Origin of the sequence: Myroides sp. LoEW2-1, assembly GCF_009767705.1 — a bacterium.
In the GTDB taxonomy this organism is placed as follows: domain Bacteria; phylum Bacteroidota; class Bacteroidia; order Flavobacteriales; family Flavobacteriaceae; genus Flavobacterium; species Flavobacterium album_A.
Genome location: NZ_WSPP01000020.1, coordinates 1 through 25,422, shown reverse-complemented (window position 1 = coordinate 25,422; position 25,422 = coordinate 1). Strand labels below are relative to the sequence as shown.

General features: G+C 34.4%; 23 protein-coding genes. 16 read left to right on the top strand and 7 right to left on the bottom strand.

Annotated elements, in window-relative coordinates; translation table 11 throughout:
• Positions 1–4: 4 nt before the first annotated feature.
• Together GOQ24_RS02130 and GOQ24_RS02125 are read right to left on the bottom strand one after the other, a co-directional pair.
• Positions 5–361, bottom strand: a complete 357-nt coding sequence (locus GOQ24_RS02130; RefSeq protein WP_155091748.1) for a PUR family DNA/RNA-binding protein — start codon at positions 359–361, stop codon at positions 5–7.
• 78 nt (positions 362–439) lie between these two features.
• Positions 440–2,191: an ABC transporter ATP-binding protein gene (locus tag GOQ24_RS02125; protein ID WP_155091747.1), complete on the bottom strand. Its 1,752-nt coding sequence runs from the start codon at positions 2,189–2,191 to the stop codon at positions 440–442.
• A 355-nt stretch (positions 2,192–2,546) separates the two neighbouring features.
• Here GOQ24_RS02125 and nusB point away from each other — a divergent pair, with 355 nt between their 5' ends.
• The 5 genes from nusB to GOQ24_RS02095 all read left to right on the top strand — a co-directional run bounded on the left by nusB (position 2,547) and on the right by GOQ24_RS02095 (position 6,531).
• On the top strand, positions 2,547–3,488 hold the full coding sequence (gene nusB / locus GOQ24_RS02120; RefSeq protein ID WP_155091746.1) for a transcription antitermination factor NusB: 942 nt from the start codon (positions 2,547–2,549) through the stop codon (positions 3,486–3,488).
• 18 nt (positions 3,489–3,506) lie between these two features.
• On the top strand, positions 3,507–3,956 hold the full coding sequence (locus GOQ24_RS02115; RefSeq protein ID WP_155091745.1) for a DUF1573 domain-containing protein: 450 nt from the start codon (positions 3,507–3,509) through the stop codon (positions 3,954–3,956).
• 28 nt (positions 3,957–3,984) lie between these two features.
• Positions 3,985–4,260, top strand: coding sequence for a preprotein translocase subunit YajC (yajC, locus tag GOQ24_RS02110; RefSeq protein ID WP_155091744.1), 276 nt, complete (start codon positions 3,985–3,987; stop codon positions 4,258–4,260).
• A gap of 838 nt (positions 4,261–5,098) precedes the next feature.
• The gene (locus GOQ24_RS02100; protein ID WP_160339016.1) at positions 5,099–5,827 is read left to right on the top strand and encodes a helix-turn-helix transcriptional regulator; all 729 of its coding nucleotides are present in this window, start codon (positions 5,099–5,101) and stop codon (positions 5,825–5,827) included.
• A 248-nt stretch (positions 5,828–6,075) separates the two neighbouring features.
• Positions 6,076–6,531: a GyrI-like domain-containing protein gene (locus GOQ24_RS02095; RefSeq protein WP_160339015.1), complete on the top strand. Its 456-nt coding sequence runs from the start codon at positions 6,076–6,078 to the stop codon at positions 6,529–6,531.
• 240 nt (positions 6,532–6,771) lie between these two features.
• Here GOQ24_RS02095 and gap read toward each other — a convergent pair whose 3' ends face one another.
• Together gap and lipA are read right to left on the bottom strand one after the other, a co-directional pair.
• Positions 6,772–7,779 (bottom strand): type I glyceraldehyde-3-phosphate dehydrogenase, encoded by a 1,008-nt coding sequence (gap, locus tag GOQ24_RS02090; RefSeq protein ID WP_155091741.1) that lies wholly within the window; start codon positions 7,777–7,779, stop codon positions 6,772–6,774.
• Between the two features lie 49 nt (positions 7,780–7,828).
• A complete protein-coding gene (gene lipA, locus GOQ24_RS02085) occupies positions 7,829–8,701 on the bottom strand; it encodes a lipoyl synthase (protein WP_160339014.1) in 873 nt (290 codons plus the stop codon).
• A 400-nt stretch (positions 8,702–9,101) separates the two neighbouring features.
• Between lipA and nhaA the strand changes: the two genes are divergently transcribed.
• The 6 genes from nhaA to GOQ24_RS02055 all read left to right on the top strand — a co-directional run bounded on the left by nhaA (position 9,102) and on the right by GOQ24_RS02055 (position 17,454).
• On the top strand, positions 9,102–10,451 hold the full coding sequence (nhaA, locus tag GOQ24_RS02080) for a Na+/H+ antiporter NhaA (RefSeq protein WP_155091739.1): 1,350 nt from the start codon (positions 9,102–9,104) through the stop codon (positions 10,449–10,451).
• Between the two features lie 139 nt (positions 10,452–10,590).
• The gene (locus GOQ24_RS02075; RefSeq protein ID WP_155091738.1) at positions 10,591–12,222 is read left to right on the top strand and encodes an ABC-F family ATP-binding cassette domain-containing protein; all 1,632 of its coding nucleotides are present in this window, start codon (positions 10,591–10,593) and stop codon (positions 12,220–12,222) included.
• Between the two features lie 472 nt (positions 12,223–12,694).
• Positions 12,695–14,086, top strand: a complete 1,392-nt coding sequence (locus GOQ24_RS02070; RefSeq protein WP_160339013.1) for a TolC family protein — start codon at positions 12,695–12,697, stop codon at positions 14,084–14,086.
• 14 nt (positions 14,087–14,100) lie between these two features.
• Positions 14,101–15,087, top strand: a complete 987-nt coding sequence (locus GOQ24_RS02065; RefSeq protein ID WP_155091736.1) for an HlyD family secretion protein — start codon at positions 14,101–14,103, stop codon at positions 15,085–15,087.
• A gap of 11 nt (positions 15,088–15,098) precedes the next feature.
• Positions 15,099–16,265: an ABC transporter permease gene (locus tag GOQ24_RS02060; RefSeq protein WP_317165480.1), complete on the top strand. Its 1,167-nt coding sequence runs from the start codon at positions 15,099–15,101 to the stop codon at positions 16,263–16,265.
• Positions 16,258–17,454, top strand: a complete 1,197-nt coding sequence (locus GOQ24_RS02055) for an ABC transporter permease (protein ID WP_155091735.1) — start codon at positions 16,258–16,260, stop codon at positions 17,452–17,454. The genes GOQ24_RS02060 and GOQ24_RS02055 overlap by 8 nt, the downstream gene beginning before the upstream one ends.
• Before the next feature lie 50 nt (positions 17,455–17,504).
• Here the strand turns inward: GOQ24_RS02055 and GOQ24_RS02050 are convergent, their stop codons facing one another.
• A complete protein-coding gene (locus tag GOQ24_RS02050) occupies positions 17,505–18,344 on the bottom strand; it encodes a DUF6929 family protein (RefSeq protein ID WP_160339012.1) in 840 nt (279 codons plus the stop codon).
• Between the two features lie 76 nt (positions 18,345–18,420).
• Between GOQ24_RS02050 and GOQ24_RS02045 the strand changes: the two genes are divergently transcribed.
• The 3 genes from GOQ24_RS02045 to GOQ24_RS02035 all read left to right on the top strand — a co-directional run bounded on the left by GOQ24_RS02045 (position 18,421) and on the right by GOQ24_RS02035 (position 21,105).
• Positions 18,421–19,293 (top strand): PPK2 family polyphosphate kinase, encoded by an 873-nt coding sequence (locus GOQ24_RS02045; protein ID WP_160339011.1) that lies wholly within the window; start codon positions 18,421–18,423, stop codon positions 19,291–19,293.
• Positions 19,294–19,474: 181 nt separating this feature from the next.
• Entirely contained in the window at positions 19,475–20,848 is a 1,374-nt protein-coding gene (locus GOQ24_RS02040; protein WP_160339010.1) for an MATE family efflux transporter, read from the top strand.
• An 11-nt stretch (positions 20,849–20,859) separates the two neighbouring features.
• Positions 20,860–21,105 (top strand): hypothetical protein, encoded by a 246-nt coding sequence (locus GOQ24_RS02035; protein WP_155091731.1) that lies wholly within the window; start codon positions 20,860–20,862, stop codon positions 21,103–21,105.
• 12 nt (positions 21,106–21,117) lie between these two features.
• Here GOQ24_RS02035 and meaB read toward each other — a convergent pair whose 3' ends face one another.
• A complete protein-coding gene (gene meaB, locus GOQ24_RS02030; protein ID WP_160339009.1) occupies positions 21,118–22,212 on the bottom strand; it encodes a methylmalonyl Co-A mutase-associated GTPase MeaB in 1,095 nt (364 codons plus the stop codon).
• Positions 22,213–22,343: 131 nt separating this feature from the next.
• Here meaB and GOQ24_RS02025 point away from each other — a divergent pair, with 131 nt between their 5' ends.
• Both GOQ24_RS02025 and GOQ24_RS02020 read left to right on the top strand, forming a co-directional pair.
• Positions 22,344–23,588: an MFS transporter gene (locus GOQ24_RS02025; RefSeq protein ID WP_160339008.1), complete on the top strand. Its 1,245-nt coding sequence runs from the start codon at positions 22,344–22,346 to the stop codon at positions 23,586–23,588.
• Positions 23,589–23,639: 51 nt separating this feature from the next.
• Positions 23,640–23,864 carry a hypothetical protein gene (locus tag GOQ24_RS02020; RefSeq protein ID WP_160339007.1) on the top strand — a complete coding sequence of 75 codons (225 nt, stop codon included), beginning with the start codon at positions 23,640–23,642 and terminating at the stop codon, positions 23,862–23,864.
• Positions 23,865–23,922: 58 nt separating this feature from the next.
• Here GOQ24_RS02020 and mgtE read toward each other — a convergent pair whose 3' ends face one another.
• Positions 23,923–25,236, bottom strand: a complete 1,314-nt coding sequence (gene mgtE / locus GOQ24_RS02015; protein WP_155091728.1) for a magnesium transporter — start codon at positions 25,234–25,236, stop codon at positions 23,923–23,925.
• Positions 25,237–25,422: the final 186 nt, after the last annotated feature.

Sequence of the window (25,422 nt, the reverse complement as noted above, 5' to 3'; positions counted from 1 at the left end):
ATCATTAAATATCATCAAAACTTACATCCGTGAAAGAATTTACTTCATCTTTTTGATATTCTTTTTTGAAATCTTTTTGATGTCTTTCTGAAATTACTTCTTCACCTTTTTTGTCGATAACATAGTTTGTCATCTCATCTAAAATTTCTCTAAAGGCACCAAAATCTTCTTTGTATAAGTAGATTTTATGTTTTTTAAAGTGGAATGATCCATCATCTTCTGTAAACTTTTTACTCTCTGTAATTGTAATGTAAAAGTCTTCAGCTTTCGTTGCTCTAACATCAAAGAAATAAGTTCTTCTACCAGCTCTTAGTACTTTAGAGAAAATCTCCTCCTTTTCTAACATTTCGTTATCTCTCATAATTCCTTCTTATCAATTAATTGATTTGTTCATATATAGTATTCAAAAGTCTAAAAAAAAACTTAATAAACCAACTTTTTATAATAATTCTTTTTCGCTGAGTTGTTTTTGATGTAACTCATTGTAATAGCCTTCTTTGGCTATTAATTCTTCGTGAGTACCATTCTCTATGACTTTGCCGTTTTCGAGGATGATTATTTTATCTGCGTTTTTAGCTGATGAAATACGATGCGTAACGATTAAAGTCGTTATGTTTTTACTGTGTTTTTCTAAACTCTTTAGGATATTTTCTTCCGTTTCTGTATCTACGGCTGAGAGTGAATCATCTAAGATGAGTATAGGTGACTCTTTTATCAGTGCGCGCGCTATCGATACACGTTGTTTTTGCCCCCCAGAAAGAGTTAATCCCCTTTCTCCTAACACGGTATTGTAACCTTTGTCAAAAGAGATGATATTCTCGTGAACAGCGGCTTTTTTTGCCACTTCTATAATTTCCTGTTCTGTTGCATCTTCTTTTCCAAATCTTATATTATTGCTGATTGTGTCAGAGAACAGAAAAGCATCTTGGGGCACAAAAGCAATAGATTGTCGCAAATCATTTAAGTGACAATCTTTTATAGGATTGTTGTCAATGAGTATTTTGCCATCTTCAATATCGTATAATCTTGCAATTAGGGATAAAATAGTTGATTTTCCTGAACCAGTTTTACCTAATATAGCAAGTGTTTCGCCCTTTTCTAATGTAAAAGAAACATTGTCTAAGGCTTTTATACCTGTGTCATCGTAAGTAAAAGAAACATTTTGAAATTCAATTTTTCCATCAATAGGAGTATGCTCCTTTGCTGTATTGTAGATTTCAGGTTTAATATCTAAAAATTCATTAATGCGTTTTTGCGAGGCTTCTGCTTCTTGTATCATCGTGGATACCCATCCCAGTGATGCAACAGGCCAAGTAAGCATATTGATGTATAGTATAAATTGGGCAATGATTCCTATATCGGGAATCTGTCCATTAAAATACATGATAGCTCCTATGGAGATTACAACTAAGTTGCTCAATCCGATTAAAAAAATCATAAGCGGGCCAATGAGTGAACCTGTCTTGGCAAGTTTTAGATTTTTTTCTTTACTCTCTTGGGTTAGTTTTTTAAAGTCCTCTTGTTTTTCTCCTTCAATAGCATACGCTTTAATTACTCTTATTCCAGAGAAAATCTCTTGTGTGAAAGAGGATAATTGAGATAGGTTTGCTTGAAATATAGAACTCCTTTCGTTAATCTGTCTACTTAGTTTAAAGATAAAGTAACCTAAAAGAGGCAATGGCAACAGCGAATAAAAAGTCAATTGAGGTGAGATTAAATACATCTGAGTTAATACAACCGCAAACCTGATCAGTGTATTGATCGAATACATCACTGCGGGACCTGCATATTGTCTAACTTTTCCTACATCTTCACTGATACGATTCATTAAATCACCGGTTCTATTCTGTTTGTAGAAGGATTGGGTGAGTATTTCGTAGTGCTTGAATACTTCGTTTTTTAAATCAAATTCGATGTGACGAGACATGACGATTAAGGTCTGTCTCATCAAGAAAGTTAAAAAACCTGCAATGAGGGTTGTGACTAAAATCCAGAAGATATTTTGCCCCAATAGTTTAATGACCGTCTCTTTGTGTAGGGCATCGATTTGCTCAAGTGTACGAATGGAGTCCCCAACAAGTTTAGGAGTATATAAGGTGAATATCTGTGCTACAATAGTAATAGTAACACCTATAATAAAACGCGATTTATATTTGTAAAAATATTTATTTAGATGACTTAATGCACTCATTGGTTTGATAAGGCTTGTTGTTTGTGGTTATAATTAACAAGAAATAACTATTGCTATTCATGTTTTAAAAAGTGTTTTAGGGTTTGCAAATCAAGGGAATACACTGTTGTCTCGTTTTTTCCTCTTTTTGATATTCTCAACTATTAAACACTTTGTAATTTGTTTGTTTTGACCATGCAAAAGGCAAAGATAGCGTATTATAGAATAGATAGAATTTAAGAGATTTAATAATTTACTAAAAATATCGTTAAAAAATAACTCATCGCATCTTTCTTGTTTGATTAAAAGTATATTTTACTACCTTTGCGCTGTTATAAGAAAACAACAACAAATTTATAAAAAGTTCTTAAGTAGCATGTTAAACAGAAGACACATTCGTATAAAGGTTATGCAATCACTTTATATGATGCAACAAAGTAACTCTGAAAATATCCAAGTAGGAGAGAAGTTTCTAAACAATAGTATAGAAGACGTACAAGATTTATACTTGTTAGTGTTAACGACCTTAGTAGAGGTTCGCAAGAAAGAGGAAGAATATATCTCTATAGCACAGAAAAAACATTTAGCTACATCTGCAGAACGCAATCCAAACAAAAGACTTATCGAAAATAGCGTACTTCTTTTATTAGAGAACTCTATATCTATTACCTCTAAGTTGGAGGAGAAGAAGTTAACGCAGTGGTCAGTATATGACAACTATATCACTATGTTACTTGAGGAAATCAAGGAAAGTGATATCTACAAATCATATATGGCTAAGTCTTCAGTGACATTTGAAGATGACCGCGATTTTGTGGTGGATATTTTCACTGAAATCATTGCTCCCAACGAAAAAATATATTCTTTCTTTGAAGATTATAAATTAACTTGGTTAGATGATTTACCTGTGATTAATACTTTGATTCAAAAGCAATTGAAGAAATTAAAGGAAAGAGATACCCAAGTATTTGTTCCAAAGATTTTCAAAGACGAAGAAGATGCTGATTTTGCAACTAATTTGTACAGAAAGACAATTTTGAACTTTCAAGAATTATTTAGAGAGTTTGAAGACAAAACTCCTAACTGGGATGCTGATCGTATCGCGGAGATAGATACAATTATCTTGCGTATGGCGATTTGTGAAATGTTAAAATTTAATAGTATACCTGTTAAAGTGACAATTAATGAATATTTAGAGATTGCAAAAGAGTATTCTACGCCAAAAAGTAGTATTTTTATCAACGGAGTATTAGACGGTATTTCTAAAGCTTATGCTGAAGAAGGAAGACTAAACAAAGTAGGAAAAGGATTACTTTAAATTAAAATACAATAAAAAATGAAGAAAAGCTTGTTGTTAATCTGTACAGTAGCCTTGTTTGCGGTTGCTTGTGACGGTAAAAAGGAAGATGCTACTAAAAGAATTGACGTAGAAAACGCCAACAAAGTAGAATCTCAAGTTAAGAATACTAAATTTCCTAAAGTTAAATTTGATAGATTATCTCACGACTTTGGAAATGTGAAAAATAACGATGCTGTATACACTGAATTTGAACTTACAAACGTAGGAGAAGATGATTTAGTGATTATCAATGCAGAAGCTTCATGTGGTTGTACTGTACCTGAATATCAAAAAACACCTATTAAACCTGGTGAGACTTCTAAAATTAAAGTGCGTTTTCAACAAAGTCAACAAGGACTTCAACAGAAAACAATTACATTGACTACGAACACAGAAAACGTAGTTGAATTATTGACAATTCAGGCTAATGTAGCTCCAAGAGATTAAGTAATTATAAATTCGAAAAATATAGGACATGGAAGGAATGACAAGTTTTTTACCCATTATCTTAATGTTTGCAGTGATCTATTTCTTAATGATTAGACCGCAACAGAAAAAAGTAAAACAAGAAAAAGCTTTTGAAGCAGCATTAAAAGTTGGGGATAGAGTAGTAACTAAATCTGGTATTCACGGAAGAATTGGTGAGATCCAAGAAACTACAATTATCTTAGAGACTATGGCTGGTAAGTTACAAATTGAAAAAGTAGCTATCTCTATGGATTTCTCAGCTAAGCTAAACGAGAAAAAATAAGATTATCTATTCAATAGAGTAGATTTGAAAATAGCAATCCTCTTTGTTGTCAAAACAAAGAGGATTTTTTATTGTATTTACTCCAATGTTCTAAGATCGCGTAAAGGTGATTCAAGGTTAAAGAATTTTTGGGAAAGTGTAGTCTCTTATTAAGAGGGGATAATAAATTATAGCGAAATACTAAAGCATAGGCTACGCACTTCTTTAGAATAGTGCTTTTATATGCACCTTTTAGGTGAATTCGAAGGCAACCTCTATATCAACTTGAATAAGCGAATGTTCTCAATTGTCTGTATGCTGAAATCAAGCACATTTCTTTAGCTTTTTACAATAAGATAATTATCTATAGTTTTTTGTTATGAGGGAAATGACTGCAATATGGTTGGTACTTTCTTGGGGGTTTCTTGGGGGATGCTAGGGGTTTTCTTCGAGAAACACCCCTTTTTAGCAGTAAAACTGCAAGGATACCGCAAGAAAAGGGCAAGAAAGTCCAAGGAAAGTACTATTTTTTGTTCAACTATTTAACCGTAGATGCTACATTAGCCAAATACTACAAAGCAATTTTACTTCATATCTCTTTTATTAGTTCTAAAACCATACTATGGTATACTTTACTCAGTAATTCAGCGCTATTTTGTGTAATTGTTCTTCGTTCAGATGTCTATTGTGTAACCTGGGTTAAACTCCTAATATGATTTACGTTATTACAAATGGGAAATAAAAATGAAAATCTTGCTAAAAGAATAACTTGAGGTCTTTACATAGGTACAAACTTTTGTATGCAAACCAAAGTTTGATCTTCTTTGTATCTTTGTGAGTATTACAAATTATGCTATAAATGTCCGAATCTATCCCCCGGTTGAATAGGCTATCTGCAATTTTAGTGCAATTGCAGTCTAAGCGATTAGTGACTGCAAGTGAAATTGCCGCCAAACACAATGTAAGTGTTCGCACTGTGTATCGCGATATACGAGCTCTTGAGGATTCAGGTGTTCCTATTGTTACTGAAGAAGGCAAAGGGTATTCTATTATGGAAGGTTATTCTCTACCGCCTATTATGTTCTCTCAAGAGGAGGCTAACGCTTTGATTACAGTAGAACAACTTATCGGACAGAATAGCGATAGCTCTCTTGTTCAACAGTATTGCAGCGCTGTTGAAAAGTTAAAAGCTGTGATGCGTTTTAGCCAAAAGGAGAAAATGGAGTTGTTGTGTGATCGTATACAAGTAAGACCAAATTCCACAGAAGGAAATTCGAGTGATTTGCTTGTGAGGTTGCAATCAGCTATGATTAATTATCAGGTAGTTGCAATTGCGTATTTCTCTTTGGATAATAAGAGAACCGAGAGAGAGATTGAACCATTTGCTTTGTACACTACTCAAGAGAATTGGATTTTAATTGCCTTTTGTCGCCTTCGCAGTGAGTTTAGAGCTTTTAGATTAGATCGTATTGAAAGGATGCACGTGTCTTTGAAGTGTTTTGAACCTCATGATTTAACTTTACAAGAATATATAGAAAGCTGTCGTCAAAAGTATCGCAATAGTGTAGAGGAGGTCAAGAACGCATAGCTTGTTTTTCTTCTTTCTTTTAGGTAAGTGTGTTCCTTAGATTTTTTCGTATCCAGTAGTGTCGCCTATGGTAGTTACTTTGATTTTTTAAGGCTATTTAATTACTGTGTGCTAATTTATTTTTTCATTTTTTGTATGCTGATGTGTATTATAGAGAGTGAATTTTTTTCATTTGTGTTTTACCCCTGACATACTGTTGACATTCTGTAGTATTATTTTTGTGGAAGAATTAAAAAAAGATAATTAGAATGAAAACAATTGAAGTAAAGCCATTTTATATCATTGGTATTACCGTGCGAACCTCTAATATGAATAATCAAGCTGCTAATGATATTCCCATGCTATGGCAGCGATTTATTAACGAAAATACAATAGAACAAATTCCCTCTAAATTAAGTAATGAGATTATTTCGATGTATACAGAGTACGAAGGTGATCACACATTGCCTTATACGACTTTGTTGGGATGTAAGGTTTCAAGTTTAGCCCAGATTCCAAGAGGTATGACAGGGATAGCTGTCGAGGGGGGAACTTACTTAAAGTTTACAGCTAAAGGTGATTTAACAAAGGGTGTTGTTATTCAAAAGTGGGTGGAAATTTGGAATCAAGACTTAGCGAGAAGGTTTACACACGATTACGAAGTATATGGTGATAAGGCTTCTAATGCAAGTGATGCAGAAGTAGATATTTTTATTGCCGTTTGATAAGTGAATATATGTCTACATGAGAAGTAGATAACTACTATTTAAGAAAAGCAAAACCTTTAAGGGGATGTTTACTTGCACTTCGCACTAGTATACTTAGACAAAATATTTACATTTGGGAGACAATGAAATAGGGAGGACCTTTATCTCAGTGGAAGTGTCAAAATAAAAAAGTAAAAAAGAAAAGCAGTTTGCTTTATGTCATCATGTGGACTTCAGTAAACAAACTGCTTCGTAATATTATTTTTTTATGGAATCTACATATAGAATCAAATCAATCAATCGCGAGGAATAGCCGATTTCATTGTCATACCATCCCACTACTTTAACCATCTTGTCGAGTACAGATGTGAGCTGTGAGTCAAACAGGCAAGAATGTGGGTTGCCTATGATATCAACTGACACAATGGGATCAGAAGTATAGTCTAATATTCCTTTTAAATGTGTTTCTGCTGCTGATTTGAATGCTTGATTTATTTCTTCGATGGTAACTTCTCTTTTGACATAACAAGTTATATCTGTCAAAGAGCCATCAGGAACGGGAACGCGAATACCTCCACCGCCGATTTTACCTTCGTATTCAGGGAATATTTTAGTTAATGCCTTAGCTGCTCCAGTGGTCGTAGGAACAATTGATTGGGCAGCACCTCTTGCCCTGCGTAAATCTTTGTGAGGTTGGTCGTGTAAGCTTTGATCTGTTGTATAAGAGTGAACAGTCGTGATATACGCTTGTTCTATACCACACAATTCCTTGATAACCTTCACCATTGGCGCTGCATTATTTGTAGTACAACTGGCATTGGAGATGATTAATTCTTCTCCTGTAAGTATATCTTGATTCACACCCAGTACAATTGTTTTTATGGTATTGTCTTCTGGAGGAACAGATAGGATTACTCGCTTAGCTCCTTGTTCGATATGCTGCTGTAGAGCATCGTATGTTTTTCTCTTACCCGTAGACTCAACAACGTAGTCTATATCAAGGTGTTTCCAATTGATTTGTTGGATTTCACTTTGTCTAAAGAAAAAGATCTTACGTCCATCTACATAAATGTGATCTTGATCATGGGTAATTTGATTTGGTAGAATCCCGTGAATACTATCGTATTTAAGTAAGTGAGCCATTGTTTGCGTATCCGCTAAATCATTAATAGCAACAACTTCAATTTGGGGATGACTAAGGAGTAGTTTGAAAAGGTTACGACCGATACGGCCAAAACCATTAATCGCTATGCGTATTTTATTCATAAACTATTAAACAAGAAGGTCGCTTACTAAGCGACCTGTTTCTTTATTGTTATAAAAGGTGTTTTTGTGCTCTATATGAAGAACGAACTAAGGCTCCACTTTCTACGTGTCTGAATCCTAAATCCAAACCTATCTCCTCATACTTTTTGAACTGTTCGGGAGTGATAAACTCTTTTACAGGTAGGTGCTTTTTACTTGGTTGTAAGTATTGACCGATTGTCAGTACATCCAAGTTCACTGCTCTTAAATCATGCATGGTTTGGATTACTTCTTCTTCAGTTTCACCAAGGCCTAACATGATACCTGATTTAGTTCTGTTGATTCCTTGGTCTTTCAAGTATTTTAATACTTCTAAACTTCTCTCGTATTTAGCTTGTATGCGCACTTCACGTGTTAATCGACGTACTGTTTCCATATTGTGAGAGACAATTTCAGGAGCTACTGCAATAATGCGATCTATGTTTGTCTCTATTCCTTGGAAGTCTGGAATTAATGTTTCCATTGTTGTTCCAGGACTTATACGGCGTACAGCATCTACAGTTTCTGCCCAAATGATAGAACCTCCATCTTTTAAATCATCTCGGTCAACACTTGTGATTACTGCGTGTTTAATCTTCATTAATTTGATAGAGCGAGCTACTTTTTCAGGTTCATCCCAGTCCACTGTTTCTGGTCGTCCTGTTTTTACACCACAGAATCCACAAGAACGCGTACAGATGTTACCTAAAATCATGAATGTAGCGGTTCCTTCACCCCAACATTCTCCCATGTTAGGACAACTACCTGATGTACAGATTGTGTGAAGTTTATATTTGTCAACTAAACCTCTTAATTCTGTATATTTTTTACCAGTAGGCAATTTTACACGTAACCATTTCGGTTTAGCTTTTGGCTGTATATTTGAATCTAAAATTGAGTCCATATTTTTGATTTTCAAAAAGCAAATATACTTATTCTATCTATTTTTAACCACTCTTTTAAGAGGGATTTAGCTAATTGGTTGTAAATCAAAGTAAAGGAGGTCTTGGTCTTTGTGGTTATTTGGTGTGATTTGGATGTGAATTGCTGTTAGTCAGATTGTTGATTTTTCAATGGTTATAAGCGATAAGAATGGGGTAGAACAAACAGACTTGATTGATTCAGTGCACTACATTGTCAATTTACTTCTATTCAACTTTAATTCATTTGTCTTTTTCAAGGATTAACAAGAAGGTTTAAGTACTGTAAAACCTCGATAATCACAAGATTTAATACAAAAATAAGGTTACTAATTTGCCTAAAAGTATCAGAAAAACTATATTCGCTAACAAATTTAAAAAACGATGGATAACAATATTAAATTATCTCCAGCAGATAAATGGATTACGGCGCCAATGAGTAGATTCATGAGTAAATCTACATCTGGTGGGATAGTATTATTTTTAGCTGCTGTATTTGCTATTTTTATGGCTAATTCTCAATGGGCTGATGCATATATGAGCTTTTGGGATGATAATCATATTGGCTTTACGCTTAATGATATGACGTTGAATCACTCTTTAAAGCATTGGGTGAATGATGGATTGATGGCAATCTTTTTCTTTGTGGTTGGTTTAGAATTGAAACGAGAATTGACAACAGGAGAACTGTCTTCACCTAAGAAAGCAATGTTGCCTATCATAGCGGCTATTGGTGGAATGGTGGTACCTGCTACTGTTTATTTGATCTTCAATGGTGGAACTGATGCAGCACATGGTTGGGGGATTCCGATGGCAACTGATATTGCTTTTGCCCTTGGAGTACTGTATTTATTAGGTGATAGAGTACCTACTTCACTTAAAGTGTTTTTGACTGCTTTAGCTATTGCAGATGACTTAGGTGCTGTATTAGTTATAGCGATGTTCTATACAAGTGATTTGTCAATTACTAATTTGGGAATGGGACTTGGATTCTTTGGATTGTTAGTGTTGAGTAATTTAATAGGAATCAGAAATACAATTTACTATGCTATTATTGGTATTGGTGGAGTGTGGTTGTGTTTTTTACTATCTGGTGTTCACGCAACGATTGCAGCGGTTTTAGCAGCTTTTGCAATTCCGAGTACGGCAAAAGTTAACGAATCATACTTCGTTACTAAATTAAATAGCTTAAGAGATCGATTCAGTAAAATTGATCCTGATGATAAAATACCAAACTTGACTGGTGCTCAGATGGAGTGTGTTCACGATATAAAAGATTTGTCAAGAGATGCTTTACCAGCTTCTATTCGCTTGGAGCACAGTATGCATAACTTTGTAGCTTTCTTTGTAATGCCTGTTTTCGCACTTGCGAATGCTGCTATTCCAATCAGCTTAGGTGACGGTGGTTTCAGTGCTGTAACTTTAGGGGTGGCATTTGGACTGTTAATAGGAAAAGTTATTGGTGTGTCTGGACTAACTGCTTTGTTGATTAAATTGAAAGTAGTTTCGATGCCTAAAGGAATGACTTATTTGAATCTATTGGGATTAGGATTCTTAGCGGCGATTGGATTTACAATGTCGTTATTCGTTACTGAATTAGCATTTGATATCAATCTACATCCGGAGTTCCCTGATCAAGCTAAACTGGGGATTTTAATGGCTTCAGGTTTAGGTGGAGTTATTGGTTATGTCTTGCTTTTTATGTTTGGTAAAAAGAAAGAAGAAATGGAATAATAAGGGTATATTACCCAATGAATATACAAGCTCTGTGGAAGTTAATTCACAGAGCTTTTTTTATTATTTCAAATCTGCTAAATGGTATCTAACAAATACTATATTTGCAAATAATTATAAAATAGATATACGAAGTTACATGATTACAGTTAACGACATTTCAGTTCAGTTTGGTGGTACTACATTATTTAGTGGTGTCAATTTTTCGATTAATGAAAACGACAAGATTGCTCTTATGGGGAAGAATGGAGCAGGAAAATCTACTCTATTAAAGATTGTTGCAGGGGTAAATAAACCATCTACTGGAAGTATATCTGCACCAAAAGATGCCGTAATTGCTTATTTGCCACAGCACTTATTGACAGAGGATAATTGTACTGTGATGGAAGAAGCATCTAAGGCGTATGCGAGTATATTCTCTATGAAAAAAGAGATTGATGAGCTTAATGAAGAGTTGACTGTTCGCACCGATTATGAGAGTGATGCTTATATGAAGTTGATTGAACGTGTATCTGAGCTAAGTGAAAAGTTTTATTCAATTGAAGAAGTTAATTATGAGGCTGAAGTAGAGAAGATTTTGAAAGGTTTGGGATTCGAAAGAGAAGATTTTACACGCCCAACTTCTGAATTTAGTGGAGGCTGGCGAATGCGAATTGAATTGGCTAAGATCTTATTGCAGAAACCAGATTTGATTCTTTTAGATGAGCCTACCAACCACATGGATATCGAGAGTATTCAGTGGTTAGAGGATTTTTTAATTAATCAAGCTAAAGCGGTGATGGTTATTTCCCATGACCGTGCATTTGTGGATAATATTACAAATCGTACGATTGAAGTTACGATGGGTAAAATATACGATTACAAAGCAAAGTACTCTGACTATTTAGTGTTGCGTCAAGATAGACGTGCTCATCAGTTAAAAGCGTATGAAGAACAGCAAAAGATGATTGCGGAAACAACTGAATTTATAGAGCGTTTTAAAGGAACTTATTCGAAGACTTTACAAGTGCAATCTCGTGTGAAAATGCTTGAAAAGTTGGAGATAATTGAAGTAGATGAAGTGGATAACTCTGCACTTAGATTAAAGTTTCCACCTGCTGCGCGCGCTGGACAGTATCCTGTTGTAGTAAAAGATCTTTCGAAGTCCTATGGTGAGCACGTGGTGTTTAAAGATGCCAATATGGTGATTGAAAGAGGGCAAAAAGTTGCTTTTGTTGGAAAGAATGGGGAAGGTAAATCTACGATGATTAAAGCGATCATGAAGGAAATTGACTTTACAGGTGACGTAGAGATAGGGCATAATGCTCAAATTGGATATTTTGCACAGAACCAAGCTTCTTTGTTAGATGAGAACTTAACAATCTTCGAAACAGTTGACAGAATTGCAGAAGGAGATATCAGAACGCAGATAAAGAATATTTTGGGAGCTTTTATGTTCTCAGGAGATGATATTCAAAAGAAGGTTAAAGTACTTTCAGGAGGTGAGAAAACGCGTCTTGCGATGGTTAAGTTATTATTAGAGCCATATAATGTGTTGATTCTCGATGAGCCTACGAACCACTTAGATATGAAGACAAAGGACATTATCAAAGATGCGTTAAGGGACTTTGAAGGAACAGTTATTTTAGTGTCACACGACCGTGACTTCTTGGACGGTTTAGCAGAGAAAGTATTTGAGTTTGGAAACAAACGTGTAAAAGAGCATTTTGAGGACATCAAAGGATTCTTAGCACATAAAAAAATGGAAAGTTTACGCGAAATTGAAAAATAGTTACTTTTCTACATAAAAGATAGAGCCCTCTTTAGTTAGAGGGCTTTTTTTATTTATCTACTATTTTATTTTGGTTATGTCTTTCCACTTATAAAGGCAAAGGTAAAAGACAAGTTAGTTGTAGTAGTCAGTTGGTGTACTTTTATCTTATAAAGCTTAGTAGTCAATAGGTTGTGTAGTCGGTGTGTAATGTGTATATTATTATGGAAATGGGTTGTAATGGCATGCGTTTTGATTTACCTACCTTAGTTCCTTTGAACTTGGGTATATGAGTTTCTGGGGTAGGTGGTAATAATTTAGGAAAAAACGTGATTTTTTTGTATTAATTAACTTTATAAAAGAAGGAGTTTTCGCGATTATGACTTCATTTTTAGATAAAATAGTTTAATTTTATGCGAAAATTTGTAGTTACCAAGTGAAGGGATTTTTAGAAAATACAAAGCAAGGTATATATAATATCAAATAGTAGTCAATGAATAGATTGAAATTAAAGGGAATTTTTACTGTTGTATGTGGAAGTATTCTCTGTGTATTTACATCAAACACTGCTCAAGCACAAACGCTGACTTTTTCTCAGGCATATGAAATGATGCATAAAGAGAATAGTGCGTTGAAAGCACAAGAAAAACAAGAAGAAGTGCATGAATACGAATGGAAAGCAGCCAAGGGATTGCGCTATCCAACAGTTAAGGCATTTGGGATGGGCGTTTATTTGGATCGATCTTTAGGAGTTGATTTGAATGGACTTCGCAATGGAGTGGGAGATTTTGTTCATTTACCTAATCCTGAGCTTTTGGGCAACTGGAGTGTTTCTTTTAACAAAAGAGACATGGCTTTTGGTGGGTTTATGGCTACTTGGCCTTTGTTTACAGGAGGAAAGATAAATGCTGCTATCAAGGCAAAAAGTATTCAAAAAGAAATAGGAGAGAAAGATTTAGAGAATAAGCAAAATCAATTGATTTCTGAATTAGCCCAGCGCTATTATGCAGTAAAGTTAGCTGATGAGGCAGTAAAAGTGCGTGAAGAAGTGCTAAAGGGAATGCAACACCATTTGCACGATGCAACTAAGTTAGAGGAGAATGGCATGATCGCTCCTGTAGAGAGGCTATCTGCCGATGTGGCTGTCTCAGAGGCAAGACGTCAGTTGGATGCAGCTATTAAAGATATCAAATTGGCACGCATTGCTTTGGCCAATACACTTGAAGTAGACGAGGTGCCAGAAGACTTGGTAAGTGGTTTCTTTATTTTAGACGCATTGGAGGATTTAGATTTTTACAAAGATGCTGCTTTAATCAACTACCCTATACTTCAAAAATTAGTTCTTCAGAAGGATTTAGCAGAACAAGGAATTAAAGCTAAGAAATCGGCTTACTATCCTACTGTGGCAGCTTTTGGTCAAACAATTTTAGCGCACAATAACCCAATGAGTGCTGGTGTTATGCACGATAATGATAATGTTTGGGTAGTCGGAGTAGGAGTGTCGTACACTCTATTTGAGGGATTGAGAAATCGAAATGAGATTAAGGCTGCAAAGGCTACAAAAGAAAGTGTTGAACTTTTTGAAACAAAAGCTAAGAACGATGTGCAAATGCTTGTGACCAAGTTGTATCAAGATATTGAGAAACAAGTTGAGCAAATAGAAAACTTGTTAACACAAGAAAAGTTAGGAGAAGAACTTTTACGCGTGCGCAACAAAGCTTTTTCAGAAGGGTTTGCTTCTTCTACAGATGTTGTGGATGCAGAAATGAAACTTTCGGGAATTAAATTACAAAAACTTCAAGCTCATTTTAATTATGCTATAAACGTAGCTTCATTATTAGAGTACGCAGGTTTAAGTCAGAATTTTATAGAATACGCAAAATAATATTAAGGTAAAAGATGAAAAATAAAGCTATTAGTGCACTTATAGGAGTAGTTGCTGTTGTTCTCATTGTAGTGATCTCTATTTGGTTCATGACAGGAGATAAAGATTCTTATATTCAAGGACAAGTTGAGGCAACTCAAATAAATGTCGCATCAAAAATACCTGGACGTATTGATGCTATCTATGTAAAAGAAGGTGATAAAGTTAAGAGTGGGCAAGTATTGTTGCAAATTAGTACACCAGAAATAGACGCTAAGTTGGCTCAGGCAGAGTCTGTGCAAAAAGCAGCTCAAGCATTAGATGCCAAAGCGACAAAAGGAGCAAGAGAAGAAGAAATACAAGCAGCCTATAATATGTGGCAACAAGCCAAAATTGGTGCTGAACTTGCCGCTAAAACATATACAAGGGTAGAGAACTTGTTTAATGAGAAAGTACTACCAGCACAGAAAAAAGATGAGGCTTATACACAGTATAAAGCTGCTCAAGAGGTTGAAAAAGCCGCTCATTCTCAATATAGAATGGCAACAAATGGAGCTCGTGTAGAGGATAAGCAAGCTGCTTTGGCTAAAGTACATCAAGCAATGGCTGCTGTGCAAGAAGTGCAAATATTAAAAGGAGAGGGAGAAGTGAAAGCTCCTCAATCGGGAGAGGTACTGACGATTATGCCTAATAAAGGGGAAATTGTAAATTCTGGATATCCTATTGTAAACTTAGTTGATTTAGATGATGTATGGGTATATTTTAATATTAAGGAGAATCTAATGCCTTATTTTAAAATGGGAGCTAAGTTACATGCTAGCGTTCCTGCATTAGGTAATCAAGAGATCGAATTAGAAGTAAAGTATATTGCAGCTCAAGCAGATTATGCAACGTGGAGTGCAACAAAAACTAAAGGGGAGTTCGATATGAAAACATTTCTGATTAAAGCTTATCCAGTGAAAAAGGTTGATGGTCTACGTCCTGGAATGAGTGCTTTAGTTTTAGAGAAAAGTTTGAAATAAATCATATTAACGTGAAAAAAGGTTTTGTATCCATATTTAAGAAAGAGTGTATTAGAATATTTTCTTCTCCAAGATTATTGCTCTTGATGATCGGAATACCGGCTCTCTTATTCTTTTTCTATTCAAGTCTATTGTCGGAAAATGTAGCAAGGAATTTGCCTGTGACACTTTTAGATTTGGATAAAAGTAGTGTATCTCGTCAATTAGTCAGAATGATTGATGCTAATGCTACTATGGATATAGCTTATGAGGTTACAGATGAGTTAGAGGGACAAAGAACGGTTAGAACAGGTAAGTCTTTTGCACTTATTGTTATCCCAAAAGACTTTCATAAGAACGTACAAAACGGATTGGCACCTAATGTGATGTGTTATTTTAATGGACAGTATCTATTACCTGCAGGATTGATTCAACGTGATTTTCAACTGATAGCAGGCTCTTTTGCTGCAGGTGCACAAATTGAAATACTAAAGAAAAAGGGCATGATGCCTGAGCAAACTAAGGGAGTTATTACTCCTATTGGAACAGATAGTCACACTTTGTTTAATCCCTTTTTAAACTATGGTGCTTATTTGAACCTTGGCTTTTTGCCAATGGCTTTTCAAATTGTGGTAATGATTGTTTCGATTTATGCGCTTGGGAATGTTTTAAAATACAAAAGAGGCCATGAATTATTAGAGCAAGCAAACAATAAAGTTTTTGTTGCGATAGTTGGAAAATTACTTCCCTATACAATTGTGTTCTTTATTGTAGGCTTTTTTATGAATAGTTTGTTGTTTTATAAAATACAAGCCCCATTAAATGGCAGCTTTGCTTTTATAAACTTGATTACATTATCATTCATTATTGTGTGTCAATCTATGGCGCTATTTGTAACTTCGGTTGTTACAAGTTTGCGTACGGCTATGACGATTGGAGGAGGATATACTGCATTGGCTTTTTCATTTACGGGTTATACTTTCCCGCCAGAAGGGATGAGCAACTTTGTGCAAGGGCTTAATTATATTTTTCCTTTTCACTCTTATTTGAGATTTGTTATTAGCTATGCTGTTCGCGGTATCTCTTTTAATGGTATGCAACGTACTTATCTGATTGTGTTATCAGTATTTGTTGTTATAGGTATTATTTCGGCTCCGATATATTATTTGCGATTAAAGAAAGGAGGCTACAATGTTTAAGAATCTAATAGCAGGTTTGGCTTTAATTTTTGAAGGTGCTAAACGAGAGGTTAAGTTGATTTTTTCTGATTCAGCAGTAATTACATCTTATATATTTTCCGTTTTATTTGTTTTCTTTTTTTATTCTTACGTTTATTCAAACGAAGTGATAGAAGATTTATCAATTGTAGTGGTAGATCAAGATAACTCTAAGTTAAGTCAACAAGTAGGGCGAATGTTAGATGCAACAGCTCAGGTAAATGTAACTTATAAAACGCAAAGTGTTGACATAGCGCAACAATTGTATAAAGAAGAAAAAGTACATGGTATAATTATTATTCCACCAGATTTTGGACATGATATTCAAAAGGGATTGACTCCTTCAGTTTCAGCTTATTGTGACGCTGCTTATATGCTTTATTATAAGCAAACTATAGGGGCAGTAATGCGTACTATGGGGACGATTAATGCGCAGATAGAAGTAAATAAAACGATGTCTTCTGGTGTACCTATGAAACAGGCAATGGCAAGTAGACGACCATTTAATCCCGTACCAGTTCCTTTGTATAACATAAATTCGGGTTACGGAACATTCTTATTGCCAGTGGTGTTTTTAATTGCTTTACAGACTTTGCAGATTTCTGCTATGGGAGTGATAGGAGGAACACTACGTGAGGGAAATTTGTTTGCGAGAACATTTTCTTATGCGAATAGAAAATATGGTATTTTCTTTTCTACGATTGGAAGGAGTTTAGCTTATTTAGTATTCTCTATGTTCTTAATGATGATTGCTACGTTAGTTGTGACAAGAGCATTTAATTTCCCACTAAGAGGGAATTTATTTGAAATCATCGTATTTTTAATTCCTTTTATTCTGGCAGTTACTTTCTTGGGAATGACAGCCGTTAACTTTTTTAGGAAAAGAGAGGAGGCGTTAATGATTGTAACCATTTTTTCACTGCCAACGATGTTGTTTTCTGGAGCATCTTGGCCAATGAGTTCTTTTCCTCTTTGGATGCAAAAGCTTTCTGTATTTGTTCCTACAACATTAGGAGCACAGGGATATGTTTCCTTGTCGCAATTTGGTGCATCTTTATATGAAATTAAAGATATCTTTATTCAAATGTGGTTAGTTTGTATATTTTACTTTATTTTAGCACTCTGGACCAACAGAAGGTTTATTTGTAAGAAAACTACTAATTCAATATAGCTTTATTTCTGATAAAGCAAAAGCAGATGTATGTGAATACATCTGCTTTTTTATTTGTTTACTGTTAGTTTATATATACCCGTTTGATTTTTGTCGTTGTCGGGATCTTCACATAAGAGAAATTCTATTTCTTTAGCATTTTGTTTGTATATAGTAATTCCTTCGAACTTGTGATTCTCACTGATGACTTTGGTCTTTTCTAATTTGAGTTTCTTTAAGTTGATTTTTCCAATTAAACTTCCTTTAATTTCACCGTCCTTGTAATTGGATGCTACATCTTCTGCAGCAGCTAAAAAGTAAATATCTTCATCTACTTTTACAGCATCAGTAAAAGAGCTCTGTACTTTATTAATCTTTGGTAGTTTAATAGGAAAGTAAGTTAATCTAAAGTTATCTATAATATTCTCACCTGTAACAATGAAGATTCCATTTTGACTTTTAGGTCCATTACCTCTATTAAAAAAATACCAAGTCTCACCGTCTAATATTGCACCTTCGATATTGAAGTTGTCATTGTCTATACCTGCAAAAGCTTTCATCGACTCGTAAAGAATATCCAGTTGCTGGGTACTGATAACTTCATTAGTTAGTTTGTGCACCTCAATTAAGTCAATTCTTTTCTCTGTAGAACCTGAACCAAATATGTAGTAGTTTAATTCATTTTGTGTGATGGATTCAAAATCGGGTTTCATATTCTTAGCGATATTCTCTTGACCATAATCTTCTTGGCTTAAAGGAGTTTTTGTAAAGAGAGTATTAGTCATGTCATAGTGATATAAGTAAGTGCTGTTATCAGCTATGAGGTGTATTTGTTCATCGTTGTATGCTATACCAGATGCAGCACTTAATCCAAATATGTGGAATAGAAATTCTAATGTCAATTGTTTCATTTTAAAAAATGTTGGATATATAATTTCAAATCTAAATAAAAAATGTTAATTTTTAAGTTCTAAAATAAAGATGATTATGGGATTTGAAAAGAAGTACAAAGTATTAGGGGATATAAAATTAGATGAACTTGCAACTAAACCTGATTTTGAGATGAAATCAAAAAAGGCAGTGCGAAAATTAGATGAAGTGAGTCGCCGATTGGGGAAGTTTCAAGATGTAATGTATGCGCATAATCGCTACAGTGTTCTGATTTGCCTACAAGGGATGGATGCTGCGGGTAAAGATAGTTTAATCAGAGAGGTATTTAAATCTTTTAATGCCAGGGGAGTTGATGTACAGAGTTTTAAGCGACCTACTTCTTTTGAGTTAGAACACGATTATATGTGGAGGCATTATGTTACTCTTCCAGAAAGAGGAAAGTTTACAGTATTTAATCGCACCCATTATGAAAATGTGTTGGTTTCTAAAGTACATCCAGAAATAGTGCTGAATGAGCGCATTCCTAACATTGAGAGTTTAGAGGATATCACTGATGATTTCTGGGAAAAAAGATACACTGAAATACAAAATTTTGAAAAGCACATTAGCAATAATGGCGTGATTGTGCTAAAGTTCTTTTTGCACATGAGTAAGGATGAGCAAAAGAGTAGAATACTGCGCAGATTAGATAAGGACAAACACAATTGGAAGTTTGAGCCAGCTGATGTCAAAGAAAGACAGTATTGGGAGGATTATCAACGCTACTATGAAATGGCAATCAGTAAAACTTCTACAGAGCAATGTCCGTGGTATGTCATTCCAGCAGATAATAAAGATTTGTGTCGTTATATACTCGCAAGTATTCTTGAGGAGGTAATGAGCCAATATGACGATATTAAGATTCCTGAATTGCCAGACAATGTAAAGGCAGATTTAGCTTTGTACAAGGAGAGGTTAATGAGTGAATAAGTCAATGTAGAATAACCTTTTTAATGTTGCTGTATGACCTTGTTTGTAAAAAGAAGTGAGGTTTTTATTTTTAGATTATTTTTTAATACTATAGGAATAGGGGAAATCTTTTTAAAGCATTAGTATAATTGAGATATATTATCGAAATCAACTCATTATATTTGCAAAAAAGATTTAGAGGATGAACTTATCGATTTACTTTAGTGAGTTTAGATATAATATAAAGTTAGCGTACCCTATTATTTTAGCTATGTTAGGACATACCATAGTTGGAGTAATAGACAATATAATGGTAGGGAAAATAGGTGCTACTGAATTAGCAGCTGCTTCACTTGCTAATAGTTTTGTGTTTATAGCTATTTCTTTAGGAGTAGGTTTCTCAACAGCTCTTACGCCTTTAATAGCGCATAGTGATGCGGAGAATAATACAAAAGAAGGACGTTCAGTTTTTGTGAACGGACTATTTCTATGTACGACTTTAGGTATATTATTGTTTGCGATAATTTACTTTGCTAAACCGTTGCTTATGCATATGGGACAACCAGAAGAAGTAACAGTTTTAGCAAAGCCCTTTTTGGATATCGTAGCTTTGTCGTTGATTCCCATGGTAATGTATCAAGCCTACAAGCAATTTGCAGACGGAAAATCGCAGACCAAGAACGCCATGTATGCAACTGTAATATCAAATGTAACTAATGTTTTATTTAATTATTTTTTGATTTATGGTATTTGGATTTTTCCTGAGCTGGGAATGTTAGGTGCAGCATATGGGACTTTGATTTCTCGATTGGTCATGATTGCCTACATGCATTTTGCTTTGAGAAAGCAAGAAATGTTCAAACCTTTTCTGTTGGATATTAAATTATCAGAGGTAAGTAGAGATATGTTGAGTAAAATTACCAAGATAGGAATACCCTCTGGTATGATGAGCTTCTTCGAAGTAGCATTATTTGTAGGGGCAGTATGGTTGTCGGGCATGATCGGTACTGTATCTCAAGCAGCTAATCAAATTGCACTGAGTATGTCTTCTATGACATTTATGTTCGCCAGTGGATTAAGTGTTGCAGCAATGATTCGCGTGGGGAATCAAAGAGGACTAAAGGATTATGTAAAATTAAAGACCGTAGCAAGATCTATTATGTTGATGGCTGTAATTATTTATATAGGTTTCGCTTTGTTCTTTATAGTGTTTAGAAATTATATTCCAATGCTTTTCTTGGATAACAAGGACTTGGTAAATGAGGTAGTCAATAGTGAAGTAATTGCAGTTGCTGGTCAACTGTTGTTAATCTGTGCATTCTTTCAAATTTCAGACTGTATTCAAGTAGTGACATTAGGAGCACTTAGAGGACTACAAGATGTCAATATACCAATGATTATAACATTCATTTCTTATTGGATTGTAGGATTCCCTGTTTCAATCTACTTGAGTTTATATACTGAAATTGGTGCTCCAGGGATATGGATTGGATTATTAGCAGGATTAACAATGGCCGCAATTTTTTTATATCTTCGCTTCCACATATTATCAAATAGATTAATCAGAAACAATTAATACATTATACAATGGAATTACCTAAATTCGTTTTAGCAGATAATACAGATAACCCAGACGATATCTTCATTATTCACTTAGAGTTTCCTCGTTTTATTATTAACTTAAATACAGATGAGATAGAATTTTTAGAGTCTATAGAAGAATCTGAAGAAAGTGAAGTTGAGTCAGAAATGGAAACGCTAATCGTACAAGCAGGAAAGTTTTACGAACGCGAAATGGAACGATATGTTGAAGATGAAGATTTAGAAGATTAATTTTCTGAAAGCTTATTCTTTGAAATAAAGTTTTAAAATATCTTGAGCAGCTGCGAAAGGTGATATCTCACTATTTTGCACTGCTTTTTTATTGTGTACAATTTGCTGTTTGATTATAGGGTCATTATAAAAACGCATCAATATATTTTCATTAATAGTTTCCATCATCCAATATTGATTTTGTTCTTTTCTTCTATTTTCAAAATAAGTATTTTCTTTGGTCAGATTGATGTAATCTTGTATAAGATTCCAAACCTCCAATATACCAGTGTTTTGCAAGGCACTGCATGTACGTACTTTAGGAGTCCAATCAGATGCTTTCTTTGGAAATAGGTGTAGAGCTCTATTGTATTCAAGTTTAGCTTGTTGGGCTTTATTGATATTTTCGCCATCAGCTTTGTTTATAATAACAGCATCAGCCATTTCCATAATACCTCTTTTTATTCCTTGTAATTCATCACCTGCGCCAGCGAGGTTAAGCAATAGAAAAAAGTCAACCATACTGTGTACTGCTGTTTCACTTTGTCCTACACCAACAGTTTCAACAAGGATTGTGTCAAATCCACAAGCTTCACATAGGATTATACTTTCTCTTGTTTTTCGAGCAACTCCACCTAAGCTATCTCCCGATGCTGAAGGACGAATATAGGCGTTCTCATCCTTTACAAGGTCCTCCATTCTTGTTTTATCACCTAATATACTTCCTCCAGTGACACTGCTACTGGGATCAATGGCTAAAACAGCAACCTTCTTACCTAAAGAAGTGAGTAGTTTACCAAAAGCTTCAATAAAAGTACTTTTACCTACACCAGGAACTCCAGTTATTCCGATTCGAATAGACTTATTGGCATAGGGTAAGCAGCCTTGAATAATTTGTTCTGCTTGACTGTGATGCTGTAAATTTAAGCTTTCTACTAAAGTAATGGCTTGGCTGAGTGCTACTTTGTCCTGTTGAATGATGCGATTAATTATTTCTTCAGTATTGATTTTTTTTCTTCTCCTTTCCTGAAATCGCTTAATTGCCTGTGCATTGGTAATATTTGGTTGTTCAATACCTTCATTTTCTTGTAAAGCTGATTTGTTTGGATGAGGGTTTGATGTGTGCACGGTAATAAGTTTTTGTAGTTGATAAAAAGTAAATGTAGTAAAATTATCCGTTCGTATAATTTAAGAATATCAAATTATGTTCTTAGGCTGTATATACTACCTTTGCTTTTCCCAATTTTAAATAATCAAATATGAATAACTTATTAAGTGTGCCAAGTAGAGTGATAAGTAAGATAAACGAACAAACTCAAGCACAGCGCACTGTTTATCCAATTTTGCTTGCAATTAGTTTTGGACATTTATGCAATGATTTAATACAAGCTATTGTTCCTGCAGCTTACCCTATGTTGAAAGATAATTATAACTTGAGTTTTGCTCAAATTGGTATGATTACCTTTTGCTTTCAATTATCATCCTCTTTATTGCAGCCTTTAGTTGGTAGTTATACAGATAAACATCCTCAGCCTTACTCTCAAATATTCGGTATGATATGCAGTATGTTAGGTGTGATTCTATTGAGTTATGCTCCATCTTATGCGATGGTGTTATGTGCAGTTATTTTAATAGGTATAGGGTCTTCTATATTTCATCCAGAATCATCAAGAGTATCCTATGTTGCATCTGGAGGCAAACGAAGTTTAGCCCAGTCTATATTTCAGATCGGTGGAAACACTGGAACTGCCTTAGCTCCTTTATTAGTAGCTTGGCTTGTATTACCACATGGACAACAACACTTATTGTGGTTTGTAGTGGTAGCTATTATCGCTCAGTTCTTTTATGTGTTTATAGGTAACTGGTATAAAAAAGTATTGGTTCACCAAGCATCAAAAGCGAAGAAAGTAATCCGCATACCTGAGTTGTCTAAGCTTAGAGTGAATATGTCAATTATTGTATTGCTTTTATTGATTTTCTCAAAGTATTTTTACGTAGCGAGTATCTCGAGTTATTTCCAATTCTACACTATGGAACGCTTTGGAATTAGCGAAGTACAAGCACAAGTTTACTTGTTCTATTTTTTACTGTCTGTAGCAGCTGGTACTTTGATTGGTGGCTTTTTTGGAGATAGAGTAGGAAGAAAGTATATTATATGGTTCTCAGTGCTTGGTGTTGCACCATTTACTATTTTATTGCCTTTTGCAAATCTCTTTTGGACTGGAATATTGATTGTCATTATCGGATTTATATTGTCATCTGCTTTCCCTTCAATTTTAGTTTATGCGCAAGAACTTTTACCTAAAAAGATAGGTATGGTATCTGGATTGTTTTATGGTTTTGCTTTTGGTATGGGAGGTTTAGGTTCTGCTGTTTTAGGATGGTGGGCTGATCATACTTCTATTGAGACTATTTATCATATTTGTGCTTATTTACCTTTAATAGGTATCATTGCTGCATTTTTGCCAAATATGAAAAAGGTCAATTTTAGAGAGGAAGTATAATTTATATTTATTGCTATCTTTGAGTGTATTAACTTTTTGATAGACAATAGTATGAATATCTTATGTAAACTTAGCGTAATAGCGTTTATCGTTTCGTCTTGTAGTAGTAAAGTTGGTTTAAGTGCTAAATCAAATGACTATAAGACAGCATACAAAAAAAGTGTTGAAGTGTATGATAAGGATGTCAGTTCTGAAATTTACAACAGAGAAATTTCTCCTATTATGACAGGAGAAGGAAAGATATTAAGTCCATATAGAACACTTCCTCAACAGTAGGTAACAAAAAAAGGTGTAAGTATTCAAGTACTTACACCTTTTTTGTTAACCTGTATTTTTATAATATTTTTCCTGTTAAGAACATTGCTGCAATTGTAAAGTAAATGATTAATCCAGAAACGTCTACTAAGGTTGCTACAAACGGAGCGGATGCAGTTGCTGGGTCCATACCAAGTTTTCGCAAGATAAATGGAATCAGTGAGCCTGATAACGTTCCCCATAAAACAATAAAGAGAAGGGAAACTGCAACACTTAGTCCTACATAAACCCAATGTTCACCATAGTCATAAATGTGCGATTTTTGCCAAATAAGAATTCTAACAAAACCTATAATACCTAAGATACCTCCCAACATTACTCCTGATGCAAGTTCTTTGCGCATTACATACCACCAATCGCTTATTTTTAGCTCTCCTAAGGCCATAGAACGTATAATTAATGAGGCTGCTTGAGATCCGGAGTTACCTCCACTGGAAATGATAAGTGGAACGAATAAGGCTAATACTACTGCCTTTTCTATTTCATCTTCAAAATGTCCCATTGCAGATGCTGTAAGCATTTCTCCAAGGAAAAGGATAATTAACCAACCGGCTCTTTTTCTAACTAATTCAAATAATGGTGTTTGAGTATACGAAAGATCTAATTCTTCCATCCCCCCAAACTTCTGAATATCTTCTGTATCCCTATCTTTAATAGCGTCTAAGATATCATCGAATGTAACAATACCGACTAATACTCCTTTTTCCGTTATAATAGGTAAAGCAGAGCGATCGTATTTTTCAAAAATATCAAATGCTTCCTCTGTGTGTGTAGTTGTCGTTATAGCAATAAAATTACTATCTATCAATTCAGATATAAGTGTATCTTCTTCTGCAAGAAGTAATTCTCCAACTTTTAAGTCATCAATTAATCGATTGTGATCATCGACTACATAAATATAGTTTAAAGTCTCCGCTTTTTTACCGTATTTTTTAATGTGTTGAAAGACTTGTTTGACAGTTCTATTCGCCTTTGTTTGTATATACAAGGGCGTCATTAACCTCGCAATACTATCTTCATTATATCCAATTAGGTTAAGCGCTATCTGTTTTTCTTCCGCATTCAGTAAGTTAATAGAGTATTTGATTAACTCATCAGGAAAATTTTCAAGTAATTCAGTACGGTCATCTGGTTCAAGATTATTTAAAACTTCCGCATAATCCTCTTGAGTCATACTGCGAACAATCTCCTCTTGTATATTTATATCTAAAAATGAGAATACTTCGACCTTCAGATCAGGAGAAAGCTTTAGAAATTCAAGGTTTCGCTCTTTTCTCTTCATCTCAGAGATAGCTTCAGCTATGTCGGCTGGGTGCAAATCTTTAAATGTCATAGATTGAAGTTTTTAAATATTAAATAATCTTTATTTTTTATTAGTGATGCAAAAGTACGTTATCCTATGTACACTAAAAAATTTCTAATGGATTTATAATAAAAAAACAATTTTTATTTATCGTAATAATCTTAATTTTATAAGTTTTGTTGCGTAATGTGTAAGGATATAAGGTTTATTATAATG

Coding starts and splice junctions, on each gene's coding strand:
- GOQ24_RS02130 (WP_155091748.1), bottom strand. CDS start 361: ATGAGAGATAACGAAATGTTAGAAAAGGAGGAGATTTTCTCTAAAGTA.
- GOQ24_RS02125 (WP_155091747.1), bottom strand. CDS start 2,191: ATGAGTGCATTAAGTCATCTAAATAAATATTTTTACAAATATAAATCG.
- nusB (WP_155091746.1), top strand. CDS start 2,547: ATGTTAAACAGAAGACACATTCGTATAAAGGTTATGCAATCACTTTAT.
- GOQ24_RS02115 (WP_155091745.1), top strand. CDS start 3,507: ATGAAGAAAAGCTTGTTGTTAATCTGTACAGTAGCCTTGTTTGCGGTT.
- yajC (WP_155091744.1), top strand. CDS start 3,985: ATGGAAGGAATGACAAGTTTTTTACCCATTATCTTAATGTTTGCAGTG.
- GOQ24_RS02100 (WP_160339016.1), top strand. CDS start 5,099: ATGTCCGAATCTATCCCCCGGTTGAATAGGCTATCTGCAATTTTAGTG.
- GOQ24_RS02095 (WP_160339015.1), top strand. CDS start 6,076: ATGAAAACAATTGAAGTAAAGCCATTTTATATCATTGGTATTACCGTG.
- gap (WP_155091741.1), bottom strand. CDS start 7,779: ATGAATAAAATACGCATAGCGATTAATGGTTTTGGCCGTATCGGTCGT.
- lipA (WP_160339014.1), bottom strand. CDS start 8,701: ATGGACTCAATTTTAGATTCAAATATACAGCCAAAAGCTAAACCGAAA.
- nhaA (WP_155091739.1), top strand. CDS start 9,102: ATGGATAACAATATTAAATTATCTCCAGCAGATAAATGGATTACGGCG.
- GOQ24_RS02075 (WP_155091738.1), top strand. CDS start 10,591: ATGATTACAGTTAACGACATTTCAGTTCAGTTTGGTGGTACTACATTA.
- GOQ24_RS02070 (WP_160339013.1), top strand. CDS start 12,695: ATGAATAGATTGAAATTAAAGGGAATTTTTACTGTTGTATGTGGAAGT.
- GOQ24_RS02065 (WP_155091736.1), top strand. CDS start 14,101: ATGAAAAATAAAGCTATTAGTGCACTTATAGGAGTAGTTGCTGTTGTT.
- GOQ24_RS02055 (WP_155091735.1), top strand. CDS start 16,258: ATGTTTAAGAATCTAATAGCAGGTTTGGCTTTAATTTTTGAAGGTGCT.
- GOQ24_RS02050 (WP_160339012.1), bottom strand. CDS start 18,344: ATGAAACAATTGACATTAGAATTTCTATTCCACATATTTGGATTAAGT.
- GOQ24_RS02045 (WP_160339011.1), top strand. CDS start 18,421: ATGGGATTTGAAAAGAAGTACAAAGTATTAGGGGATATAAAATTAGAT.
- GOQ24_RS02040 (WP_160339010.1), top strand. CDS start 19,475: ATGAACTTATCGATTTACTTTAGTGAGTTTAGATATAATATAAAGTTA.
- GOQ24_RS02035 (WP_155091731.1), top strand. CDS start 20,860: ATGGAATTACCTAAATTCGTTTTAGCAGATAATACAGATAACCCAGAC.
- GOQ24_RS02025 (WP_160339008.1), top strand. CDS start 22,344: ATGAATAACTTATTAAGTGTGCCAAGTAGAGTGATAAGTAAGATAAAC.
- GOQ24_RS02020 (WP_160339007.1), top strand. CDS start 23,640: ATGAATATCTTATGTAAACTTAGCGTAATAGCGTTTATCGTTTCGTCT.
- mgtE (WP_155091728.1), bottom strand. CDS start 25,236: ATGACATTTAAAGATTTGCACCCAGCCGACATAGCTGAAGCTATCTCT.